The organism is Skermanella stibiiresistens SB22 (genome assembly GCF_000576635.1).
GTDB lineage: Bacteria > Pseudomonadota > Alphaproteobacteria > Azospirillales > Azospirillaceae > Skermanella > Skermanella stibiiresistens.
The window spans coordinates 1-20,318 of sequence record NZ_AVFL01000022.1 but is presented as its reverse complement, the minus strand read 5'-3'; the positions used below and the strand labels follow the sequence as shown (position 1 = coordinate 20,318).

General features: G+C 66.2%; 17 protein-coding genes. 6 read left to right on the top strand and 11 right to left on the bottom strand.

The annotated features are described in order from the left end of the window. Window positions 1-66: 66 nt before the first annotated feature. The 3 genes from N825_RS24530 to N825_RS24520 all read right to left on the bottom strand — a co-directional run bounded on the left by N825_RS24530 (window position 67) and on the right by N825_RS24520 (window position 3,304). The gene (locus tag N825_RS24530; RefSeq protein ID WP_037457988.1) at window positions 67-957 is read right to left on the bottom strand and encodes a LysR family transcriptional regulator; all 891 of its coding nucleotides are present in this window, start codon (window positions 955-957) and stop codon (window positions 67-69) included. Between the two features lie 218 nt (window positions 958-1,175). Next, entirely contained in the window at window positions 1,176-2,189 is a 1,014-nt protein-coding gene (gene trxB, locus N825_RS24525) for a thioredoxin-disulfide reductase (protein ID WP_037457985.1), read from the bottom strand. Window positions 2,190-2,311: 122 nt separating this feature from the next. Beyond that, complete coding sequence (locus tag N825_RS24520; protein WP_245613223.1) at window positions 2,312-3,304, bottom strand: mitochondrial fission ELM1 family protein; 993 nt, start codon at window positions 3,302-3,304, stop codon at window positions 2,312-2,314. Between the two features lie 155 nt (window positions 3,305-3,459). Between N825_RS24520 and N825_RS24515 the strand changes: the two genes are divergently transcribed. Beyond that, window positions 3,460-3,978 (top strand): Lrp/AsnC family transcriptional regulator, encoded by a 519-nt coding sequence (locus N825_RS24515; RefSeq protein ID WP_037457982.1) that lies wholly within the window; start codon window positions 3,460-3,462, stop codon window positions 3,976-3,978. 127 nt (window positions 3,979-4,105) lie between these two features. On the opposite strand, the gene greA is transcribed toward N825_RS24515, so the two are convergent. The 8 genes from greA to ccoN form a co-directional block, all read right to left on the bottom strand. Then, window positions 4,106-4,579: a transcription elongation factor GreA gene (gene greA / locus N825_RS24510; protein WP_084165035.1), complete on the bottom strand. Its 474-nt coding sequence runs from the start codon at window positions 4,577-4,579 to the stop codon at window positions 4,106-4,108. Between the two features lie 70 nt (window positions 4,580-4,649). Further along, window positions 4,650-7,895: a carbamoyl-phosphate synthase large subunit gene (carB, locus tag N825_RS24505; protein WP_037457976.1), complete on the bottom strand. Its 3,246-nt coding sequence runs from the start codon at window positions 7,893-7,895 to the stop codon at window positions 4,650-4,652. Window positions 7,896-8,109: 214 nt separating this feature from the next. Continuing rightward, entirely contained in the window at window positions 8,110-8,610 is a 501-nt protein-coding gene (locus N825_RS24500; RefSeq protein WP_157619519.1) for a hypothetical protein, read from the bottom strand. A 100-nt stretch (window positions 8,611-8,710) separates the two neighbouring features. Continuing rightward, window positions 8,711-8,881 carry a hypothetical protein gene (locus tag N825_RS39110; protein ID WP_157619518.1) on the bottom strand — a complete coding sequence of 57 codons (171 nt, stop codon included), beginning with the start codon at window positions 8,879-8,881 and terminating at the stop codon, window positions 8,711-8,713. A 254-nt stretch (window positions 8,882-9,135) separates the two neighbouring features. Next, the gene (gene ccoP, locus N825_RS24495; protein WP_037457971.1) at window positions 9,136-10,011 is read right to left on the bottom strand and encodes a cytochrome-c oxidase, cbb3-type subunit III; all 876 of its coding nucleotides are present in this window, start codon (window positions 10,009-10,011) and stop codon (window positions 9,136-9,138) included. A 3-nt stretch (window positions 10,012-10,014) separates the two neighbouring features. Further along, on the bottom strand, window positions 10,015-10,176 hold the full coding sequence (locus N825_RS24490) for a cbb3-type cytochrome oxidase subunit 3 (RefSeq protein WP_037457968.1): 162 nt from the start codon (window positions 10,174-10,176) through the stop codon (window positions 10,015-10,017). Window positions 10,177-10,188: 12 nt separating this feature from the next. Next, entirely contained in the window at window positions 10,189-10,938 is a 750-nt protein-coding gene (gene ccoO / locus N825_RS24485; RefSeq protein WP_037457965.1) for a cytochrome-c oxidase, cbb3-type subunit II, read from the bottom strand. Window positions 10,939-10,950: 12 nt separating this feature from the next. Beyond that, the gene (gene ccoN / locus N825_RS24480) at window positions 10,951-12,453 is read right to left on the bottom strand and encodes a cytochrome-c oxidase, cbb3-type subunit I (protein ID WP_037457962.1); all 1,503 of its coding nucleotides are present in this window, start codon (window positions 12,451-12,453) and stop codon (window positions 10,951-10,953) included. A gap of 243 nt (window positions 12,454-12,696) precedes the next feature. Here ccoN and N825_RS24475 point away from each other — a divergent pair, with 243 nt between their 5' ends. From N825_RS24475 to N825_RS24455, 5 genes are all read left to right on the top strand, one after another. Next, on the top strand, window positions 12,697-13,248 hold the full coding sequence (locus N825_RS24475; RefSeq protein WP_051512936.1) for a hypothetical protein: 552 nt from the start codon (window positions 12,697-12,699) through the stop codon (window positions 13,246-13,248). A gap of 150 nt (window positions 13,249-13,398) precedes the next feature. After that, window positions 13,399-14,319 (top strand): DMT family transporter, encoded by a 921-nt coding sequence (locus N825_RS24470; protein ID WP_051512934.1) that lies wholly within the window; start codon window positions 13,399-13,401, stop codon window positions 14,317-14,319. A gap of 94 nt (window positions 14,320-14,413) precedes the next feature. After that, window positions 14,414-15,610 carry a class I SAM-dependent rRNA methyltransferase gene (locus N825_RS24465; RefSeq protein WP_037457960.1) on the top strand — a complete coding sequence of 399 codons (1,197 nt, stop codon included), beginning with the start codon at window positions 14,414-14,416 and terminating at the stop codon, window positions 15,608-15,610. Between the two features lie 43 nt (window positions 15,611-15,653). Beyond that, complete coding sequence (locus N825_RS24460; RefSeq protein WP_051512930.1) at window positions 15,654-17,504, top strand: sensor histidine kinase; 1,851 nt, start codon at window positions 15,654-15,656, stop codon at window positions 17,502-17,504. A gap of 477 nt (window positions 17,505-17,981) precedes the next feature. Then, window positions 17,982-20,318: PAS domain-containing protein (locus N825_RS24455; RefSeq protein WP_157619517.1), on the top strand; the 2,337-nt coding region annotated here is incomplete at its 3' end.

Genomic DNA, 20,318 nt, shown 5'->3' with positions numbered 1-20,318 from the left:
ATTCCATGCATGATTCGAGGAACCGCCCATGCGACAACCGCATGGCTTTGATATCCAAGCATCTGTCTAAAACGTCGTCTCGCCAACCTTGCGCACCAGGAAGTCACGGAACACGGCTATCCGCTTGGAATGACGCAGTTCCTCGGCGTAGACGAAATACGTCTCGACCTTCGGGCCGCTCAACTCGGGCAGCACCCTGACCATGTCGCGGCTGCCCTCGACCATGTAATCCGGCAAGGCCGCCATGCCCAAACCGCTCTCCACCGCCTTGTAGATCGCATATACATTGTTAACGCGCATGATGGGCGTGCGTGTCCCCTGCGGCGGGTCACCAGCCTCCAACAGCCAGTTGATGTTCGAGATCGGCGCCCGCATGTCCGCCGGATAGGCTATCAGGTCGTGGTTGTCGAGTTCCTGGATCGTCTTGGGCACGCCCTTCCGCTTGAGGTAACTGACGTGACCGTAGACATGGAACCGGATCGTCATCAGGTGTCGCTGGATCAGGTCGGGCTGGCGCGGCGAGGTCATGCGGATCGCGATGTCCGCCTCGCGCATGCCGAGGTCCAGTTCCGTGTCGTCGAGCAGGAGCGAGAGCTGGATATCCGGGTAGATCTGCAGGAACTCGCGGGCGCGCGGCGTCAGCCACGTGGTCCCGAAGGCGACCGTGGTGGTTATCTTCAGCGGTCCCTTGGGATGCTCCCGGCTCTCCGTCAGCATCGCCTCGGTCATCGACAGCTTGGCGAAGACGTCGCGGGCGGTGTGATAGAGCAGTTCGCCCTGCTCGGTCAGGATCAGGCCGCGCGCGTGCCGGTGGAACAGCGGCACGTTGAGGCTCTCCTCAAGCGCGCTGATCTGACGGCTGACGGCCGATTGACTTAAATTCAGGCTTTCGCCGGCATGCGTGAAGCTGCCGGCTTCGGCCACCGCGTGGAAGACCCGTAGCTTATCCCAGTCCATGAAACGTCCCGTTTGTCGGCGGGCGGAATGATGTCCGTCCGTCGCGTCATCTTGGCCGGCTCAGTACGCCGACTCAGGAATGATATACCGCGACGCACATCAAGACCACGGTCGTTAGAACCGAAAGTGCATGTTTAGCGGGCGACCGCCGCAAAAATGTCGAAATTCGACCCCTGCGGCGGCCGAACTTGCCGCATCGCCATGCCCTATTGAAAGACTCAGTCCCAGGCGCCGATCATCTGGGTTGTCGTGGCCTCGCGCAGGGCCTCCTCCGGCGAGCCCTCGTGCTCGGCCAGGAACTTCTCCGCCTCGAGCGCCGCCATGCAGCCCATGCCGGCCGCCGTCACCGCCTGGCGATAGACCCGGTCCTTGACGTCGCCGGCCGCGAAGACGCCCGGCACGTTGGTGGCGGTGCTGTCCGGCGCGGTCAGGATGTAGCCTTCCGGATCGGTCTTGACCTTGCCCTGGAAGATCTTGGTCGCCGGGTCGTGGCCGATGGCGATGAAGACGCCCTCGACCGGCAGGGTGGAGACATCGCCGGTCTTGACGTTGCGCAGCCGAAGCCCGGTCACCGCCTTCGGCGCGCCGTCGCCGCCCTCGCCAGTTATCTCGTCGACCACGTTGTCCCAGATCACCTCGACCTTGGGGTTGCGGAACAGCCGCTCCTGCATGATCTTCTCGGCGCGGAACGAGTCTCGCCGATGGATCACCGTCACCTTGGAGGCGTGGTTGGTCAGGTACAGCGCCTCCTCGACCGCGGTGTTGCCGCCGCCGACCAACGCTATCTCCTTGCCGCGGAAGAAGAAGCCGTCGCAGGTGGCGCAGGCCGACACACCGGCGCCGGCATAGGTCCGCTCGCTCTCCAGTCCCAGCCACCGGGCCTGGGCTCCCGTCGCGATGATGACGGTGTCGCCGGTGTAGAGATCGCCGCTGTCGCCCTTGGCCTCGAACGGCCGCTTGGTGAAATCGACCTCGGTGATCACGTCGAAGAACATCTCGGTCCCGACATGCTCGGCTTGGCGCTGCATCTGCTCCATCAGCCAAGGCCCCTGGATGACGTCGGCGAAGCCGGGATAATTCTCGACATCGGTCGTGATCATCAACTGGCCGCCCGGCTGGAGCCCCTGGACCAGCATCGGCTTGAGGTTGGCGCGGGCGGCGTAGATCGCGGCGGTGTAGCCGGCGGGGCCGGCGCCGATGATCAGGACCTTGGAATGATGATGGGCGGACATGCGCGGGAGGCCTCGGCTATGCGTCACGGGGACGGGAAATGGAGAGCGAATTCATCATAGGGTGCCTTGAACATGGCCCGGCGCCGCCCGAGCGTCAACCTGCCGCCCTTGGCCAACTCCCGTCAGCCCGCTTGGCGCGGCGCCTCGATGCGTTGGCCGGTGCGGGCTTCGAGTCGGCGCCGGATCTCGGCGCCGACGACGGCGGTGTCGTCGAGCGGCCGGTAGCTCCAGTGATCCAGTTCGCCGGTGAACGTCCTGATCACGCCCGCGTCTTTCAAGGCTTGGTGGAAGGTCTGGAACTTGGGCGACCCGCCGTCCAACTCGATGATGTAGACCGGCTTGCCGGTCGAGCAGGCCTCCGACACCATCGACACGCTGTCGCTGGTCACCACGATCACGTCGGCCAGCGCCAGGAACGCGAAATACGGGTTCTCGCCCTGCCCGTCCCAGACGACGGACGGCACGTCGGCCATGCGCGCGCGGAGGATCGCCTCGTTGTCGGCGCCGGTTCGGCGCGACGGTGTCACCAGCAAACCGGCGCCGTGGCATTTCGCCAGATTGGCCAGCTTCTCCGCGACATCGCCCATGATCACAGGGGTCATGCGGAACAGCTTGTTGGTGCCGCCGATCAGCACGGCGATGCGCGGACGCGGCAGGTGTTCATAGGCGGGGCCCAGCCTGGCCGCCGCGTCGGCCAGCTTCTCCGGGGTGATCAGGTGAAGGGCGCCGCGCGTCGTGATCACGTTGGGCCCGCGCAGCTTGTCGTGCTGCGGCACCACCACGAGGTCGAGCAGGCGCGGCGGGATCTGGGGGTCCTGGATGTGGACCGCGAAGGTCTTGCCCCGGCTGACGCGGCGGACACCAAGCGCCGGCGTGACGCTGGCGCGCCCCGAGGTGATCAGCAGGTCGGGCCAGGGCGGCTCCAGCGCGTCGCTGCCGGGCGCGGTCGAATGCCGCGGCCCGAGCCGGAAGAACGGACTGAGCTGGCGCCAGGGGCTGCGCAGCGTGACGCGCTTGACGACCGGGGTGATTCCCACCGCCTCCGCCAGTCCAATGCACTGGTTTTCCATGCCGGCCTTGCCGTCTGTGACGACCCAGCAGGTGAGATGTTGCACGATCACGGGCCTTCGTGGTTGCTGACCGGGTGCGTCGATAGCACATTCCGCCTATTATAAAGTTTCGCACTTGTAAGACGGCTCTGTCTTGGCGTAAACCAGTAGTCTGTGTAATATCCTTTCCAATTCACCCCTAGAGGCTACAAGAGAAGACCATGCGGCGAGTCAAACTCGACCGGATTGACCGGCGCATTCTGCGTGACCTTCAGGCCGACGGTCGCATGACCAACGTCGAACTCGCGCGTCGCGCGGGCATTTCGGCGCCCCCCTGCCTCAGGCGCGTGCGTGCCCTGGAAGAAGCCGGTTTCATCCGTGGCTATCATGCCGACATCAACCCCGAAGCCCTCGGTTACGGCGTCACCGTGTTCGCCCATGTCGGGCTGACCAGCCAAGCCGAAGCGGACCTAAAGAAATTCGAGGAGCTGGTCAATAGCTGGCCGCTCGTGCGCGAGTGCAACATGCTGGCGGGCGAGACGGACTTCCTGTTGAAGATCGTCGCGGAGGACTGGGATTCGTACCAGCGCTTCCTGACCACCAAGCTGACCAGCGCGCCCAATGTCAGCCACGTCAAATCGGCGCTGGCGATCCGGACATCCAAGGCGCTGCCCGGCGTTCCGATCGACACCGAGGTCGGCGACCTGCCGGACGAGGACGAACTCGAGGACGACGAATAAACGGCGGGGACGCCACGCGAACCCAACGGTGGATATGAAAATGCGGGCTTTCGCCCGCATTTTCATTTTCCAGTCGAGCGACGCTCGCTTTTCAGCCGAGCGACGCTCGGTGGCCGGAGCCGGTTCCTCAGCGGAACTCGACCTTCACCACCTCATAGCTCTTGGACCCGCCGGGGGTCGGAACCTCGACCATGTCCCCGACGGTCTTGTTGATCAAGGCGCGCGCCAAGGGCGAGCTGACCGACAGCAGCCCCTGCTTGATGTCGCTCTCGTCCTGACCCACGATCTGATACGTCGTCTCCTCGTCGGTGTCCTCGTCGGCGACCGTGATCGTCGCGCCGAACTTGACGGCCTCACCTGAAAGTTTCGAAACGTCGATCACCTCGGCGCGGCTGATCTTGTCCTCGAGCTCGAGCACCCTGCCCTCGATGAAGCTCTGCCGCTCGCGGGCCGCGTGATACTCGGCGTTCTCGGAAAGATCGCCGTGTTCCCGCGCCTCCGCGATGGCCTTGATGACCGCCGGGCGCTCGATCGATTTCAGGTGCCGTAACTCCTCTTGGAGGCGGTTGTAACCCGCCGCCGTCATTGGAACTTTTTCCATTTCCGGTCCACTCGACGCTGCAGAAGACTGCGGCGCGGCCAGATCAGCCGCGCCGGTAGCCTCGATCCCTTTAATACGACCCGCTCAGGTAGGACTGGAGGGGTGCCACGTCAAGGCTACCACTCCTAAGCGCCGAGATCGCCTCGACGGCAGCCCGCGCTCCCGCGACGGTCGTATAATAGGGAATGTTATTGACGAGCGCGGTCCGGCGCAAGCTGAAGCTGTCAGACATCGCCTGTGCGCCGTCCGTTGTGTTGAAAACCAACTGCACATCGCCGTTGATCATGGCATCCACCACATGTGGTTGCCCTTCAAGCACCTTGTTGACCCGTGTCACCGGGATGCCAGCCTCGCCGAAAGCCTTCGCGGTGCCCGCCGTGGCGAGCAGCACGAAGCCCATCTCGTGAAGCTTGGACGCCACCGCGACCATCGCCGCCTTGTCGTGGTCCTTGACCGAGATGAAGACCTTGCCGCTCGGCGGCAGCACGATTCCGGCGCCCAGCTGGGCCTTGGCGAAGGCCCGGCTGAAGTCCTTGTCCAATCCCATCACCTCGCCGGTCGACTTCATCTCCGGCCCCAGGATGATGTCGACGTTAGGGAAGCGGGCGAAGGGGAAGACCGCCTCCTTGACCGCCGTGTGCGGCGGGGTCGGGCCGTTCAGGGTGAAGGCGTCCAGCTTCTCGCCGGCCATCACCCGCGCCGCGATCTTGGCGATCGGCGTGCCGGTCGCCTTGGCGACGAACGGCACGGTGCGGCTGGCCCGCGGATTTACCTCCAGGATGTAGACCTCGGTGCCCTTGACCGCGAACTGCACGTTCATCAGGCCGATCACGTCCAGGGCGTTGGCCAGCATGGTCGACTGGCGCGAGATGTCGGCCACCACGTCGGTCGGCAGCGAATAGGGCGGCAGCGCGCAGGCGCTGTCGCCGGAATGGATGCCGGCCTCCTCGATGTGCTCCATGATGCCCGCGACATAGACGCTGACACCGTCGCGCACCGCGTCGACGTCGACCTCGATCGCGTCCTGCAGGTAGCTGTCGATCAGCACGGGGTTCTTGCCCGACACCTTGACCGCCGAGCCCATGTAGCGCTTGAGCCCGGCCATGTCGTGGACGATCTCCATGGCGCGGCCGCCCAGCACGTAGCTGGGCCGGATCACCACCGGGAAGCCGATCCGGGCCGCGACCTGTTCGGCCTCCTCCAGGCTGCGCGCCAGGCCATTGGCCGGCTGGCGCAGGCCGAGCTGGTGCAGCAGTTGCTGGAACCGCTCGCGGTCCTCCGCCAGATCGATCGCGTCGGGCGAGGTGCCGAGGATCGGGATGCCCGCCGCCTCCAGGTCGCGCGCCAGCTTCAGCGGCGTCTGGCCGCCGAACTGGACGATCACGCCCAGCACCTCGCCGCGGCTCTGCTCGACCCGGACCAACTCGATCACGTCCTCGGCGGTCAGCGGCTCGAAATAGAGGCGGTCGGAGGTGTCGTAGTCGGTCGACACCGTTTCCGGGTTGCAGTTGACCATGATGGTCTCGTACCCGGCCTCGATCAGCGCGTAGACCGCGTGGACGCAGCAATAGTCGAACTCGATGCCTTGGCCGATCCGGTTGGGACCGCCACCCAGGATCACGACCTTCTTGCGGTCGGTCGGCTCCGACTCGCATTCGGCGCCGCCGAACCCGTTGGCTTCATAGGTCGAATACATGTAGGGCGTGGCCGAGGCGAACTCGCCGGCGCAGGTGTCGATCCGCTTGTAGACGGGGGTGACGCCCAGCGCGCGGCGGGCCGCCGCGACCTCGGCCTCGGTGGTGCCGGTCAGCTCCGCGATGCGGGCGTCGCCGAAGCCACCCTGCTTCAGGCGCAGCCAGCCGGCGGCGTCGGTCGGCAGGCCCTCGGCCCGGATCCCGGTCTCGACCGCGACGATCGCCTCGATCTGCTCCAGGAACCAGGGATCGTACTTGCAGGCGGCATGGACCTCGGGGACGCTGAGGCCATGGCGGAACGCCTGGGCGATCACCAGCAGCCGGTCCGGCGTCGGCCGGCTCAAGGCGGCGCGCACGGTCAGCGGATCGGGGTTGCCGTCGCCGATCAGGATCTCGTTGAAGCCGGTCAAGCCGGTCTCCATCGACCGCAGCGCCTTCTGCACCGACTCGGCGAAGGTCCGGCCGATCGACATCGCCTCGCCGACCGACTTCATCGAGGTGGTCAGCAGCGGCTCGGTGCCGGGGAACTTCTCGAAGGTGAAGCGCGGCATCTTGGTGACGACGTAGTCGATCGTCGGCTCGAACGAGGCCGGCGTGACGCCGGTGATGTCGTTGTCCAGCTCGTCCAGCCGGTAACCCACCGCCAGCTTGGCGGCGATCTTGGCGATCGGGAAGCCGGTCGCCTTGGACGCCAGCGCCGACGAGCGGCTGACGCGCGGGTTCATCTCGATCACGACCATGCGGCCGTCGGCCGGGTTGACCGCGAACTGGACGTTCGACCCGCCGGTGTCGACCCCGATCTCGCGCAGCACCGCGATCGAGGCGTTGCGCATGATCTGGTATTCCTTGTCGGTCAGCGTCAGGGCCGGGGCCACCGTGATGCTGTCGCCGGTATGGACGCCCATGGGGTCCAGGTTCTCGATCGCGCAGACGATGATGCAGTTGTCGGCGCCGTCGCGCACGACCTCCATCTCGTATTCCTTCCAGCCCAGCACCGATTCCTCGATCAGCACCTCGTGGGTCGGCGAGGCGCGCAGCCCGCCGCGCACGATGTCCTCGAACTCGGCCCTGTTGTAGGCGATGCCGCCGCCGGTGCCGGCCAGCGTGAAGCTGGGGCGGATGATCGACGGCAGGCCGGTCTCGGCCAGGGCCGCCAGCGCCTCGTCGAAGGTGCGGACCATGCGGCTGCGCGGGCTCTCCAGCCCGATCTTGTCCATGGCGTCGCGGAACAGCAGCCGGTCCTCGGCCTTGGCGATCACCTGCTTGTTGGCGCCGATCATCTCGATGCCCAGGCGCGCCAGCGTGCCGTCATCGTCCAAGGCGATCGCGGTGTTCAGCGCGGTCTGCCCGCCCATCGTCGGCAGCAGGGCGTCCGGCCGCTCCTTCTCCAGGATCTTCGCGACGGTCGCCGGCGTGATCGGCTCGATGTAGGTCGCGTCCGCCAGGTTCGGGTCGGTCATGATCGTGGCGGGGTTGGAGTTCACCAGGATGACCCGATAACCCTCCTCGCGGAGCGCCTTGCAGGCCTGAACACCGGAATAGTCGAACTCGCAAGCTTGTCCGATGACGATGGGGCCGGCGCCGATTATGGCGATGGACTTGATGTCGGTACGTTTGGGCATGGCGCTCGGGGCTCTGGTAACTTCAGGCGCGACAAAAATCCCCTCCCGGGATATCGGGGAGAGGGTTCGGATAAAAGGCACGCCGATCCGACCGCTGAAGACACCGGAGTGACGGCCCGTGCCTATATAGAGCTTCAAACCACTGGCGGGAAGCGCGACGTTGCCCCTGGATCGCGGCAATGCCCCCGGCGCATGCCCCCGACGCCTATCGCGGTCAGCGGGCGGGGCTGGGATCGAGATGGCGGATCATGGTGTCGAGCGGCGCCACCCAGACGGCGCAAAGCCCGGTGTCCTGCCGGTCGAACAGGTAGACCTTGTCGAGATGGCTCCGTTTTTCCGGGTCGTGCAGGTTGACCCCGGAACCCCAGCCGATGCCGATCGGCCTGTCATCGGCCGAGCGCACCCGGAAGATCGAGTTGAGCCGCTGGATGAACGCCCCCCGGCGGCAGGCCTTGGACAGTTCGGCGTCAAGCTTGGCCACGTCGCGGATGCGGCCCTTCAGGCGATACACGATCCGCTCGGGCCGAACCGGCGTCGCCCGGAACGGGTATCGCCAATCCGGCGGCCACGGCGACACCGGCATCGCCGTGAAGTGCCCCGGCGCGGTGCGGTCGATCACCTGCTGGTCGGCCGGGGCGGCGGCGGCTTCCGGGGTCCCGATTTGGCAAGCCAGGGGGATCAATACCAACAAAGCCGAAAAGTAGGTTCCGCTCACGAGGCCCTCGTCCCATCAGCCCGCATGGCGGCGAGGCCGTGTGCCGACGGGCCATTCATCCAGGAGACCCGGACGTTAGCCTGAAAACATGACCGATTGGTTATTCCGCGACATCGCGGTTCAAACCACCAAAGCCCTCCCGAATGGTCCGCACCTCAACACGATCCGGCACATCGATGGTTGTGACCCGGATTTTTGTATCCTTGCCATCCAGGTGGTCGACGGCCTCCCGCAATCCCTCAAGGATTTCACTCGCGATATTCCGGGACAATACATTTCCTTTTTTTCGACACCATGCCAATACAGATATCGAACCAGCAAGTATTCGTAGGTCGGGTAGAGCGCAGCGGCACCCGACACCACCAACTCGCCTGCTTTGTCAGATGCCGCTTCGCTTTATCCGACCTACGTTTCTTGACCACGGTTCTTGACCCACCGCGGTCGAACCGCTGCCCTGAAAAAAGCGAACGCCGGGGAAGCTGACTTCCCCGGCGCGCCGGATGCCGACCCGGACGGGACGGGAGCCTACTTCTCGCCGCCGCCCAGGCTGTGGACGTAGACGGCCAGCTGCTTGATGGTGACCGGATCGAGACGGGCGCCCCAGGCCGGCATGACGCCGGCGCGGGCATAGGTGATCGTCTCGACGACCGTCTTCTTGTCGCCGCCATAGAGCCAGATGTTGTCGTTCAGGCGGGGGGCGCCGACCTCGCGCATGCCCTCGCCCTTCTCACCGTGGCACGCGACGCATTGCTCGGCGAACACCGCAGCGCCGCGGCCGGCGGCCGTCTTGTCCGACTCGCGGCCCGTGAGGGACAGCACGTACTCGGCCGTGTCGTTGATCTGCGCCGCCGTGAGCAGGTCGTCGACGCCGAACTTCGGCATTTCCGAGACGCGGGTGTCGTCGTCGTTGGTCGAGCGGACGCCGTGCAGCAGCGTGGTGTGGATGTCATCCGCCTTGCCGCCCCACAGCCAGTCGTCGTCGGCCAGCGTCGGGTAGCCCTTGGCACCGGCGCCACCGGCGCCATGGCAGGCGGAGCAGTTGTCGGCGAAGGCGGCGCGGCCGCCGGCGATCGCGAAGCCGAGCAGGTCCTGATCGGCGACGATCTGGTCCAGCGAGGCGCTCTCGATCTTCGACCGATAGGCGCCCTGGGCCGCGCGGGCCTTGGCGATGTCGGCCACCACCGTCTCGCGCTGGGCATAGCCCAGGATCCCGGCGGTGTGGGTCTTGCCCAGCGGGATCGCCGGATAGAGGACCCAGTAGACCACCGAGAAGACGACGCAGACGTAGAAGACGTACAGCCACCACTTCGGCAGTGGGTTGTTCAGCTCTTGGATACCGTCCCACTCGTGTCCAGTGGTGTCGACCCCCGAGAAGGAGTCCTTTTCAACCTTGGTCGGCATGACCTATTTCTCCTGGCCTTCATCCCCGAACGGGATGCGGCTGGCCTCGTCGAACTTGTCCTTGTTCTTGGGCCGCAAGGCCCAGAACAGGACGCCGACGAACAGCAGCATCAACCAAACCGTCCAGAAGGAGCGCAAAAACGACGCGATTGCGTTGAGATCCACTGGTGCCACCACCTACTGTTTGAAATCCGCCGGCTGGTACTTCGTGAAATCGACCAGCGTGCCGAGCATCTGCAGATAGGCGACCAGCGCGTCCATCTCGGACACGAGCTTCGGGTTGCCGTCGAAATCGGCGACGACAGCCTTGGGATAGCGGGCCAGGAGACCGGCGGTGTCGCCGTCCGGCCGCTGCTGGACCTCCAGATCCTTGGCCGCCTGATCGACGCTCTCGTCGGTGTAGGGGACGCCGACGATCCGCAGGGTCTTCAGGTGATCCTTGACGTCGGTGTATTTGAGCGGCCGGTTCTGCAGGAAGGCGTAGCCCGGCATGATCGATTCGGGCACGACGGCGCGCGGGTCGATCAGATGGGCGACCTGCCACTGGTTGGAGTACTTGCCGCCGACGCGGGCCAGATCGGGACCGGTGCGCTTGGAGCTCCACTGGAACGGATGGTCGTACATGCTCTCGGCGGCGAGGCTGTAGTGGCCATAGCGCTCGGCCTCGTCGCGGAACGGGCGGATCTGCTGGCTATGGCAGTTGTAGCAGCCTTCGCGCACGTAGATGTTGCGGCCCATCTGCTCGAGCGGGGTGTAGGGGCGGATGCCCTCCACCTTCTCGATGGTGGTCTCGATGGTGAACAAGGGGATGATCTCGACGAGGCCACCGATCGACACGGTGAGCAGGATCAGGACCATCATCAGGGTGACGTTCTTTTCGATCAGACCGTGATTGAAAAGCCCGGGCTTCTTGTCGGTGCTAGCCATCGTGCTGAGTCCTTACTCGGCGGCCGGCGCGAACTTGCGCGTCGGAGCGGTGACGTAGGGCTTCTCGACCCGGATGTCGCCCTTGGTCGTGCGCCACAGGTTGTAGACCATGATCAGGGCGCCGATCAGGAAGAGCACGCCGCCCAGGGCGCGGATCACGTAGAAGGGATGCATCGCCGCGACGGTCTCGACGAACGAGTACTGGAGGAAGCCCAGGTTGTCGTAGGCGCGCCACATCAGGCCCTGCATGATGCCCGAGATCCACATCGAGGTGATGTAGAGAACGATGCCGATCGTGGCGGTCCAGAAGTGATAGCTGACCAGCCGCAGCGAGTAGAGGCGCTCGGCCTTCCACAGCTTGGGAACCAGGAAGTAGACCGCGCCGAAGCTGACGAAGGCGACCCAGCCGAGCGCCCCGGAGTGGACGTGGCCGACGGTCCAGTCGGTGTAGTGCGACAGGGCGTTGACCGCCTTGATCGACATCACCGGACCTTCGAAGGTGCTCATGCCGTAGAACGCGACCGAGGTGACCAGGAAGCGCAGGACCGGGTCGGTCCGCAGCTTGTCCCAGGCGCCGGACAGCGTCATGATGCCGTTGATCATGCCGCCCCACGAGGGCATCCACAGCATGATGGAGAAGGTCATGCCGAGCGTCTGCGCCCATTCCGGCAGCGCCGTGTAGTGCAGGTGGTGCGGGCCGGCCCAGATGTAGAGGAAGATCAGCGACCAGAAATGGATGATCGACAGCCGGTAGGAATAGACCGGCCGGCCCGCCTGCTTGGGGATGAAGTAATACATCATGCCCAGGAAGCCGGCGGTCAGGAAGAAGCCCACCGCGTTGTGGCCGTACCACCACTGGACCAGCGCGCCCTGGACGCCGGAGAAGTAGGAATAGCTGGTGGTTCCGAAGAACGAGACCGGGACGTTCAGGTTGTTGACCAGGTGGAGCATCGCGATCGTCACGATCATCGCCAGGTAGAACCAGTTGGCGACGTAGATGTGCGGTTCGCGCCGCTGCATGATCGTGCCGACGAAGACCAGCAGGTACACGACCCAGACGACGGTCAGCCACAGGTCGACGTACCATTCGGGCTCGGCGTATTCCTTGCCTTGGGTGATGCCCAGGACATAGCCGGAAGCCGCCAGCACGATGAAGATCTGGTAGCCGACGAAGAGGAAGTTGGCGACCGCCGGTCCGCCCCACAGCGTCGCGCGGCAGGTCCGCTGGACGACGTAGAGCGAGGTGGCGAACAAGGCGTTGCCGCCGAAGGCGAAGACCACGGCGGAGGTGTGCAGCGGCCGCAGACGGCCGAAGCTGGTCCATTCCAGCCCGAGGTTCAGCGCCGGAAACGCCAGTTCGAAGGCGATGAAGATACCGGCGAGGAAGCCGATCACACCCCAGAACATAGTGGCGATGACGAACAGGCGGACGACAGCCTCGTTGTACGAGACGGTCTCCTCACCTGCCCGCTCGCCTCCCACGGATGAACCGTGGGACAGGGTCGCTGCTGTCATTACCTAATCTCCCGTCTGGCGGGATCGACACCAGCGAAGCCGGTCGTTCCGCGCCACCGTAAGGTTGCTCTTAATTCGATCGTGCCGGATAAGGACCGCCGCGACGGCACGCGGCACGCGCGCAAATCCTGTTGCCGATTGCGGACTATGGGGATGCCGCGGGCCGGCAACATTGATCTACGTCAAGGACCCATGGGCGCCCTGGCTGCCATCGTCTTGTCCTGACCCGTGGTCGAGACACCCATGCACGACATTTATGTTGCGAAACCCCTAGCCCGCCGTCAGATCGACCAGGCGTTCCCGGTGGTGCAGACGATCGCACCCGATCTCGACATCGAGCGATGGCGCGAATTTGCCGCAGCCATCCTGGCGGCGCCGGAGCTTGAATCCAGCGCGGGTCGCTCCGTCGGATCCCACCTTCGGGAGGGTGGACGGGGAATCATGACCGTGCAGAACAGCCGGGGCTACATCCACGGCCTGTTCAGCCACGCGGTGGAGGACCACCTGCGTCACGGCCGGGTGCTGTCGGTCGAGAACTTCATCGTCCTGGACCTGTTCGACCTGGACGGCGCCGCCGACGCGTTGCTGGGCGCCATGGACAAGGTGGCCGACGACCTGGGTTGCGCCGCCATCCACACCAACCTGCCGGACGACTATTCCAGCCTGCCGGAATACTGCGACTGGCTGCTCGGCTGCTTTCGGGAAGCGGGGCACGCGGTCGAGACGCTGAGGCTGTGCAAGCAGATGATCGACCTGACGCCGACGTCCCCGCGGGACGCGGCCAACGATGGCTAGCCCGGATCATTCACGACGGGTCTGGGGGATGTGATCGCGGACGGCTTTGGGGACCGGAGATCCAGGATACCGCGATCCACTCCAATCCTTGTCCACCAACCAAGGCGCACAATGGAAAGCCCTGTCTGTTTCGCTTCGCGGCGGCGCGCCATGGATAACCAGGGCCGCGATCTCGGCGTTGTTTCCGCGATTGGCGCGGCGGCCTGCTGGGGTTCGGCCACCGTCATGTCGAAGGGCGCGCTTGACGCATTGCCGCCAATCACCTTGCTGGTGATCCAGTTGCTCACGAGTTGCGCCTTCCTATGGCTCGTAACCCTCGTGAGGGGGTTGTCGATCCCACCTGTCCAAGTCGCCTTGAAGTTCGGCCCGACCGGACTCCTGGAACCAGGGCTGGCCTATTCGATCGGCTTGATCGGAATGTCGATGACGTCGGCGAGTTCCGCATCCCTCCTGCAAGCGACCGAGGCGGTGATGATCGTGGGGTTCGCGGCCCTGATCCTTGGAGAAAGGATAGGGGGACGGACGATGGGGGTGATGGCGGTGGCACTCGTCGGCGTGGCGATGGTCGCCGGTCTCGACGGGGCGATGGAACTCGGCCCGAATCCCTTGGTCGGCAACCTGCTGATCCTGCTTGGCATCGGCTGCGCGGCCCTGTACGTCGTGTTGTCGAGCCGTCTGGTCGTGGATACCGATCCGCTCGTTCTCCTGGCGGTCCAGCAGTCCTTCGGGTTTGTGTTCGCACTCCTGATCTGGCCCCTGGAGATCTCGGCCGACACGTGGGACATTCTCGGCAACCTGCCGGCACCCCTGTGGTCCCTGGCGATGCTCTCCGGCTTGGTCCAGTACGCATTCGCTTTCTGGCTGTATCTGATCGCCTTGAAGACTCTCCCGGCCAGCTTCGCGGGCCAGTTCCTGAATCTCACACCGCTGTTTGGGGTGGGGGGCGCGTTCGCTTTCCTGGGGGAGCAACTTGCCCGAAGCCAATGGCTTGGGGCGGCGGTGTTGCTGGGCGCCATCTTCCTGCTTCACCGGATGCGGGATTCGACCGCTCCAGGAGAGCCCGTGAATTAGCCCGGACCATTCAGGTGTTTTGGGGCACGCCATCCAGGCGCACAACGTCACGCCCGCTGTTGCTTGGCCGCCCGCAACGGCTAGACTGCCGGCCATGAGCGAAACCACATCCCGACCGACCATCCGCCTTCAGCCGAGCCGGCACAAGCGGGTCCAGCATGGCCATCCCTGGGTCTATTCCAACGAGATCCACATGGACAACCTGGCCAAGGCGATCCCGCCGGGCAGCGTCGTCCGGGTGCTGACCCACGATGGCGCGCCGCTCGGCGCCGCGACCTTCAATCCCCACACCCTGTTCTGCGCCCGCATGCTGACGCGCGACGCCGACGCCGCGATCGACGCGGGTTTCCTGGCGGAGCGGTTGCGGAGCGCGCTCGACCTGCGCGAGCGGCTGTTCGACCGGCCCTATTACCGGCTGATCCACGCCGAGGCTGACGGGTTGCCGGCGCTGATCGTCGACCGGTTCGGAGACGTGGTGGTGGTCCAGGCGAACTCCGCCGGCATGGAGCGGCTGACGCCCGACCTGCTGGAGGCGATCGACCGAGTGCTGGCGCCCTCCGCCGTGGTGCTGCGCAACGACAGCCCGGCGCGGGGGCAGGAAGGTCTGGGCGGCGAGGTCAAGGTGGTTCGTGGAGCGCTGGACGGTCCGGTCCGGCTGGAGGAGAACGGCTGCGTCTTCTTCGCCGATCCCGGGGTGGGACAGAAGACCGGTTGGTTCTACGACCAGCGCGACAACCGTGCGGCCATCGCGGCGCTGGCCGCCGGCGGCCGCGTCATCGACTTCTACAGCTACAACGGCGGGTTCGCGGTGCAATGCGCCAAGGCGGGCGCCGCCTCCGTCGTGGCGGTCGACCGGTCGGAGGCGGCGCTGGCCAATGGCGCCCGCGCGGCGGAAGCCAATGGCGTCGCCGCCGTCTGCGGGTTCCGCAGGGCCGACGCCTTCGAGGAGATGGAGCGGCTGGCGGCGGCGGGCGAGCGGTTCGACGTGGTGATCGCCGACCCGCCCGCCTTCGTCAAATCCAAGAAGGACCTGCAGGCCGGCAGCCGCGCCTATCGCAAGATGACCCGGCTGGCCGCGTCGATCACGGCACCGGGCGGCTTCCTGCTGGTCGCCTCGTGCAGCCACAATGTCGACGTGCCGCTGTTCGCCGAACAGGTCGCGCGCGGCTTGGACGACGCCCGCCGGACCGGACGCATCCTGCGCACCGGCGGGGCCGCCGCCGATCATCCCGTCCACCCCCATCTACCCGAGACAGCCTATCTGAAAGCGCAGATACTGCGCTTGGACTGACGGGAAGCGGATGATGCCGGGCATGCGGAGGAGCGGGTCGGCGATGAACTCCAAGACCATGGGCTCCAGGATCGTGGGCGCCTTGATCGCCGCGATGGCGTGGCGTCCCAAGCCGCCGCGCGGCTACCGGGGTCTCGCGGCGGCCATGGCCGGGGTCGCCTGCGTCCTGGTGCCGCTGGCGTCTTACCTGGCCTCGGAATGGGCGCGCGGACAGGCGCTGGACGAACTGGCGGAAACGGCGCGGGCCCGGCTGACCCTCTACACCGCCACCCTGACCGCGGAGATCGAGAAATACCGGGTGCTGCCACTGACCCTGGCCTGGGACCCGGATGTCGCGGCCCTGCTGGCGGCGCCGCGCGACATCGCGCTGATCGACCGGGTCGACCGCAAGCTGGCGGCGCTCAACGCCGGGGCCGCCCTGTCCGCGCTCTACGTGATGGGGCGCGACGGCATGACGCTGGCGGCCAGCAACTGGACCGAGGAGAGCAGCTTCATCGGCCGCAACTTCGCCTTCCGGCCCTATTTCACCGACGCCATCGCCGGGCGTGTCGGGCGTTATTTCGCCATGGGAACCACCTCGAACATTCCCGGCTACTACATCGCCTATCCGGTCTGGGCGCCGGTCCGGGCGGAGAACCAGACGCTGGGCGTGGTCGTCGCCAAGATCGGCATGGACGCGCTGGAGTCGGCGTGGCACCAGATGGCCGGGGAACGCGTGTTCGTGTCCGACCGGCGCGGCGTCGTCTTCATCTCCAACGTTCCCGAGTGGCGGTTCCGCACGCTGGCGCCGCTCGACGCGGAGACCCGGCGCGAGGTGGAGCGCAGCATGCAGTACGAGGGCACCAGCTTGCTGCCGCTGCCCCCGATGGACAGCTCCCTGGTCCATCAGGCGGCGGTTCCCGGCACGGACTGGACCGTCCACGTGGCGCTGGACAACCGGCCGGTCAACGTGCGGGCTTGGTCGGCCGGGCTTGGCGCCGGCATCGCGACGCTGCTGCTGCTGGCCGCCGGCCTGGTCGTCCTGCAACGCCGCCTGGCGCTGTCCGAACGGCTCGAGTACCAGCGACGCGCCCACCTGATGCTGGAGCACCGGGTCGGCGAGCGCACCGCCGAGCTGAGTTCCGCCAACGCCCGCCTGACCGCCGAGATCGCCGAGCGCGAGCGGGCGGAACAGGCGGCCGAGCGCGCGCGCGAGGACTTGGTCCAGGCGGCCAAGCTGGCGGCCCTGGGCCAGATGGCGGCCGGCATCGTCCACGAGGTCAACCAGCCGATCGCCGCGATCCGCTCCTATTCCGAGAACGCCGGACTGCTCCTGGAACGCGGCAAGCTGGATCTGGTCCGCGCCAACCTGCTGGAGATCACCGGCCTGACCGAACGGGTCGCGACGATCACCCGCCAGCTCAAGACCTTCGCCCGCAAGTCGTCCGGGGTTCTGGTGCCGGTGTCGCCGCGCGCCTCGGTCGAGCGGTCGATGGCGCTGCTGGGCGCCCAGACGCAGGCGCTGGGGGCGGAGATGGTGCTGGAGTTGCCGGACCAGTCGCCGATGGTCCTGGCCGACGAGGCGCGGCTGGACCAAGTGATCGTCAACCTGCTGCGGAACGCGCTGGACGCCGTGGCGGCGCGCAACCACCGGCTCATCACGGTCAGCCTGGACCAGGACGGCGACTATGTCCTGCTGAGGGTGCGCGACACCGGCCCCGGCATCCCGGAGGAGGACTTGCCGAGCTTGTTCGATCCGTTCTTCACCACCAAGGAGGTCGGCGTCGGGCTGGGACTGGGCCTGTCGATCAGCTACGGCATCGTCCAGGGATTCGGCGGACGCATCGCCGCCGCCAACCACGAGGAGGGCGGCGCCGTCTTCACCGTCGCCCTGCGCCGCGCGCCGGATCGATGATTCCGCCCCCGTGATCGCGCCGTCACCGCCTCGGGAAAACCGCCTTCGGCGCTCGAGACGACGGATATGTAGAAATAAAGGATTAACACTACGCTAATTTTTGGAATGGAGAAAGCGAAAGAGTTTTCACAAGAGATCATGTCGCTGGCATCCTGGACTGGACACTGTTAGAAGATTGCCAACGAACCCGGATGTCCAAGTCGTATTTCTCGCAATCGCAAACTTACTTTGGCTCATCTTGGGACGCTACGTTGCTTAGGATACAGTCCTAGGCCACAGGCACAGATTATTGATATATGTCAAGTCGGAGCCCGCCAGATCATGTCCCGAAATTTGACGATCTGCGCGAAACACAGTATCTCGACGCGGGCGCATCTGATTTTACTGGCGCTTGGTCTTATCATTCCGGTCCTGATTTTCACCGGCCTCCTGCTGCATCATCAAGTCAAGCTACAGCGCTCCCATATCGAGCAGGATTTGCTGAAGGAAGCACGGACGGTCACCGCCATGATCGAGCGCGACATGCGGGGCGTCATGGCGATGCTGGAGACGCTGGCCTTGATGCCGGCGCTCCAGCGGCGGGATTTCGCCACGTTTCACCAGCAGGCCAGCCAGATCACGAAGCGCTATGGCATCGGCATCGTCCTGGCCGACGGCGGCGAGCGCCAGCGGCTCAACACGCGGGTGCCTTGGAACACGCCGTTGCCGCCGTTCTTCGACGATGATATCGCCCGCGCCGTCATGGAGACGAAGACCCCCTACGTCACGGACGTGGAATTCGGCCCGGTCGCCCGCGCCGAGGTCGTCGGCATCCTCGTCCCGGTGCCGGCGGACGGCGCCGCGACCCAAGTCCTGGCGGCCAGCCTGCCGGTGGGCAGGTTCCGGGATATCCTGGTCCAGACCGGCATCGCCAGCGACCGCGGCATCGCCGTCGTGGACCGCGACGGACGCCCCTTGGCCGTCATCCCCGGCGACGGACCGCCGCGCCGTGGCGACGATCCGCCAGCCTGGATCAAGCAGGCCGTCGGGCGGGATGGCGTCATCACGGCGGGTGAAGGCGGTGTCGGCGAGCGCGACGTCATCTCGGGAGCCAGCCGATCAGCGATGACGGAGTGGACCGCCCTGGTCAGCCTGCCGGGGGACGCGGTGGACGCGCGGGTCGCCCGCGAATTGCTGGCCCCGATCGGCCTGGGGCTGGCGCTGCTCGCCCTGTCGGCCGCCCTGGCCTACGTCTTCGGCCTGCGGATCGCGCGGGCCGCGCGGGTGCTGACCGTGGCCGGCAACGCCCTCCAGGGCGGCCACTCGGTGCCCCCCATCCGGACCACGTGGCGCGAGGCCAACGAGGTCGGGCAAGCCCTGACCACCGCTTTCAGCCGGTTGAACGAGAGGACCGCCGCGTTGCGCGCGGCCGAGGAGCGATACCACACGCTGGCGTCCAGTTCTCCGGTCGGCATCTTCCGCACCGACGCCGAGGGACGCTGCGTCGGCGTCAATCGACGCTGGTGCGAGATCGCGGGTGCCCGCCCGGAACAGGCGCTGGGCAATGGCTGGACCGAATTCCTGCATCCCGAAGACCATGACGTCGTTTTCCAGGAATGGCGCCACGCCGCCCTGGAGAACAGACCGTTTCGCCTGGAATACCGTTTCCGCGCGCCGGACGGCGCGATCACCTGGGTGCTCGGCGAGGCCCTGGTGGAACGAACCGCCTCGGGCGACATCTCGGGCTTCGTCGGCACCATCACCGACATCACCGCCAACAAGGCCCTGGAGCGGCAGCTGCGCGACGCCGAGGAGCAACTGACCCGCGCCCTGGCCGCCGGCCGCATGTTCGCCTTCGACTGGCACCTGGAGACCGACACGGTGCGCCAGAGCGATGGCGCCGCCCCGATCCTGGGACCCGGTCGGGAGGGTGCCTCCGATCCCGCCGGGATCACCAGCCACGCCTTCTTCGAGCGCGTCCACCCGGAGGACCGCGAGCGGTTCGTGGACACCCTGATCGCGCTCGACCCCGGCACTCCGAACTATACGATCGCCTACCGGTACCAGCGGGGCGACGGGTCCACCGTCTGGCTCGAGGAATCGGCCGCGGCGATCTTCGATGACGATGGCCGCATGGTTCGCCTGACCGGAGTCACGGCGGACGTGACCGAACGCAAGACGGCGGAGGACATCCTCCGGGGCGACAACGCCATGCTGGAGGCCCGGGTCGTCGAGCGGACCCGCGCGTTGACCGACGCGGCGCTCGAACTCTCGGCGGAGATCCGCCGCCGCGAGGAGGCGCAGGCGGCGCTGCTGCAATCGCAGAAGCTGGAGGCGCTGGGCCAGTTGGTCAGCGGCGTATCCCACGATTTCAACAATATCCTGGCCGTGATCCAGAGCAGCTACAACCTGCTGAGGCGTCGGACGATCACTCCCGAGGAGGTCAAGATCATCGACCTGGGGGAGCAGGCCGTCACCCGCGCCACCGGCCTGATCCACCATCTGCTGGCCTTCGCCCGGCGCGAGGAGTCACGGCCGACGGTGGTCGACATCAAGGATATACTCCGGGAAAGCGAGGAGATGATCTGCCACACAGCCGGCCCCCTGGTGCGCTGCCGGTTCGATCTGGCGACCGACCTGTGGCCCGTGATCGTCGACCCCTCGCGCTTGAACGCCGTCCTGCTCAACCTCGCCGCCAACGCGCGCGACGCGATGCCGAAAGGCGGCGACCTCGTCGTGACCGCGAGGAACCAGATGACCGGCGCCCAGGCCGGATCGGCCGCAGCCCAGGCCGGATCGGCCGTCGCCCAGGCCGGATCGGCCGTCGCCCAGGCC

Bases quoted from the DNA above. Each gene is read 5' to 3' on its own strand.
- trxB (WP_037457985.1), bottom strand. From the start codon at position 2,189: ATGTCCGCCCATCATCATTCCAAGGTCCTGATCATCGGCGCCGGCCCC.
- ccoO (WP_037457965.1), bottom strand. From the start codon at position 10,938: ATGGCTAGCACCGACAAGAAGCCCGGGCTTTTCAATCACGGTCTGATC.
- greA (WP_084165035.1), bottom strand. From the start codon at position 4,579: ATGGAAAAAGTTCCAATGACGGCGGCGGGTTACAACCGCCTCCAAGAG.
- N825_RS24460 (WP_051512930.1), top strand. From the start codon at position 15,654: ATGAACTCCAAGACCATGGGCTCCAGGATCGTGGGCGCCTTGATCGCC.
- ccoN (WP_037457962.1), bottom strand. From the start codon at position 12,453: ATGACAGCAGCGACCCTGTCCCACGGTTCATCCGTGGGAGGCGAGCGG.
- N825_RS24465 (WP_037457960.1), top strand. From the start codon at position 14,414: ATGAGCGAAACCACATCCCGACCGACCATCCGCCTTCAGCCGAGCCGG.
- carB (WP_037457976.1), bottom strand. From the start codon at position 7,895: ATGCCCAAACGTACCGACATCAAGTCCATCGCCATAATCGGCGCCGGC.
- N825_RS24515 (WP_037457982.1), top strand. From the start codon at position 3,460: ATGCGGCGAGTCAAACTCGACCGGATTGACCGGCGCATTCTGCGTGAC.
- N825_RS24475 (WP_051512936.1), top strand. From the start codon at position 12,697: ATGCACGACATTTATGTTGCGAAACCCCTAGCCCGCCGTCAGATCGAC.
- N825_RS24470 (WP_051512934.1), top strand. From the start codon at position 13,399: ATGGATAACCAGGGCCGCGATCTCGGCGTTGTTTCCGCGATTGGCGCG.
- N825_RS24530 (WP_037457988.1), bottom strand. From the start codon at position 957: ATGGACTGGGATAAGCTACGGGTCTTCCACGCGGTGGCCGAAGCCGGC.
- ccoP (WP_037457971.1), bottom strand. From the start codon at position 10,011: ATGCCGACCAAGGTTGAAAAGGACTCCTTCTCGGGGGTCGACACCACT.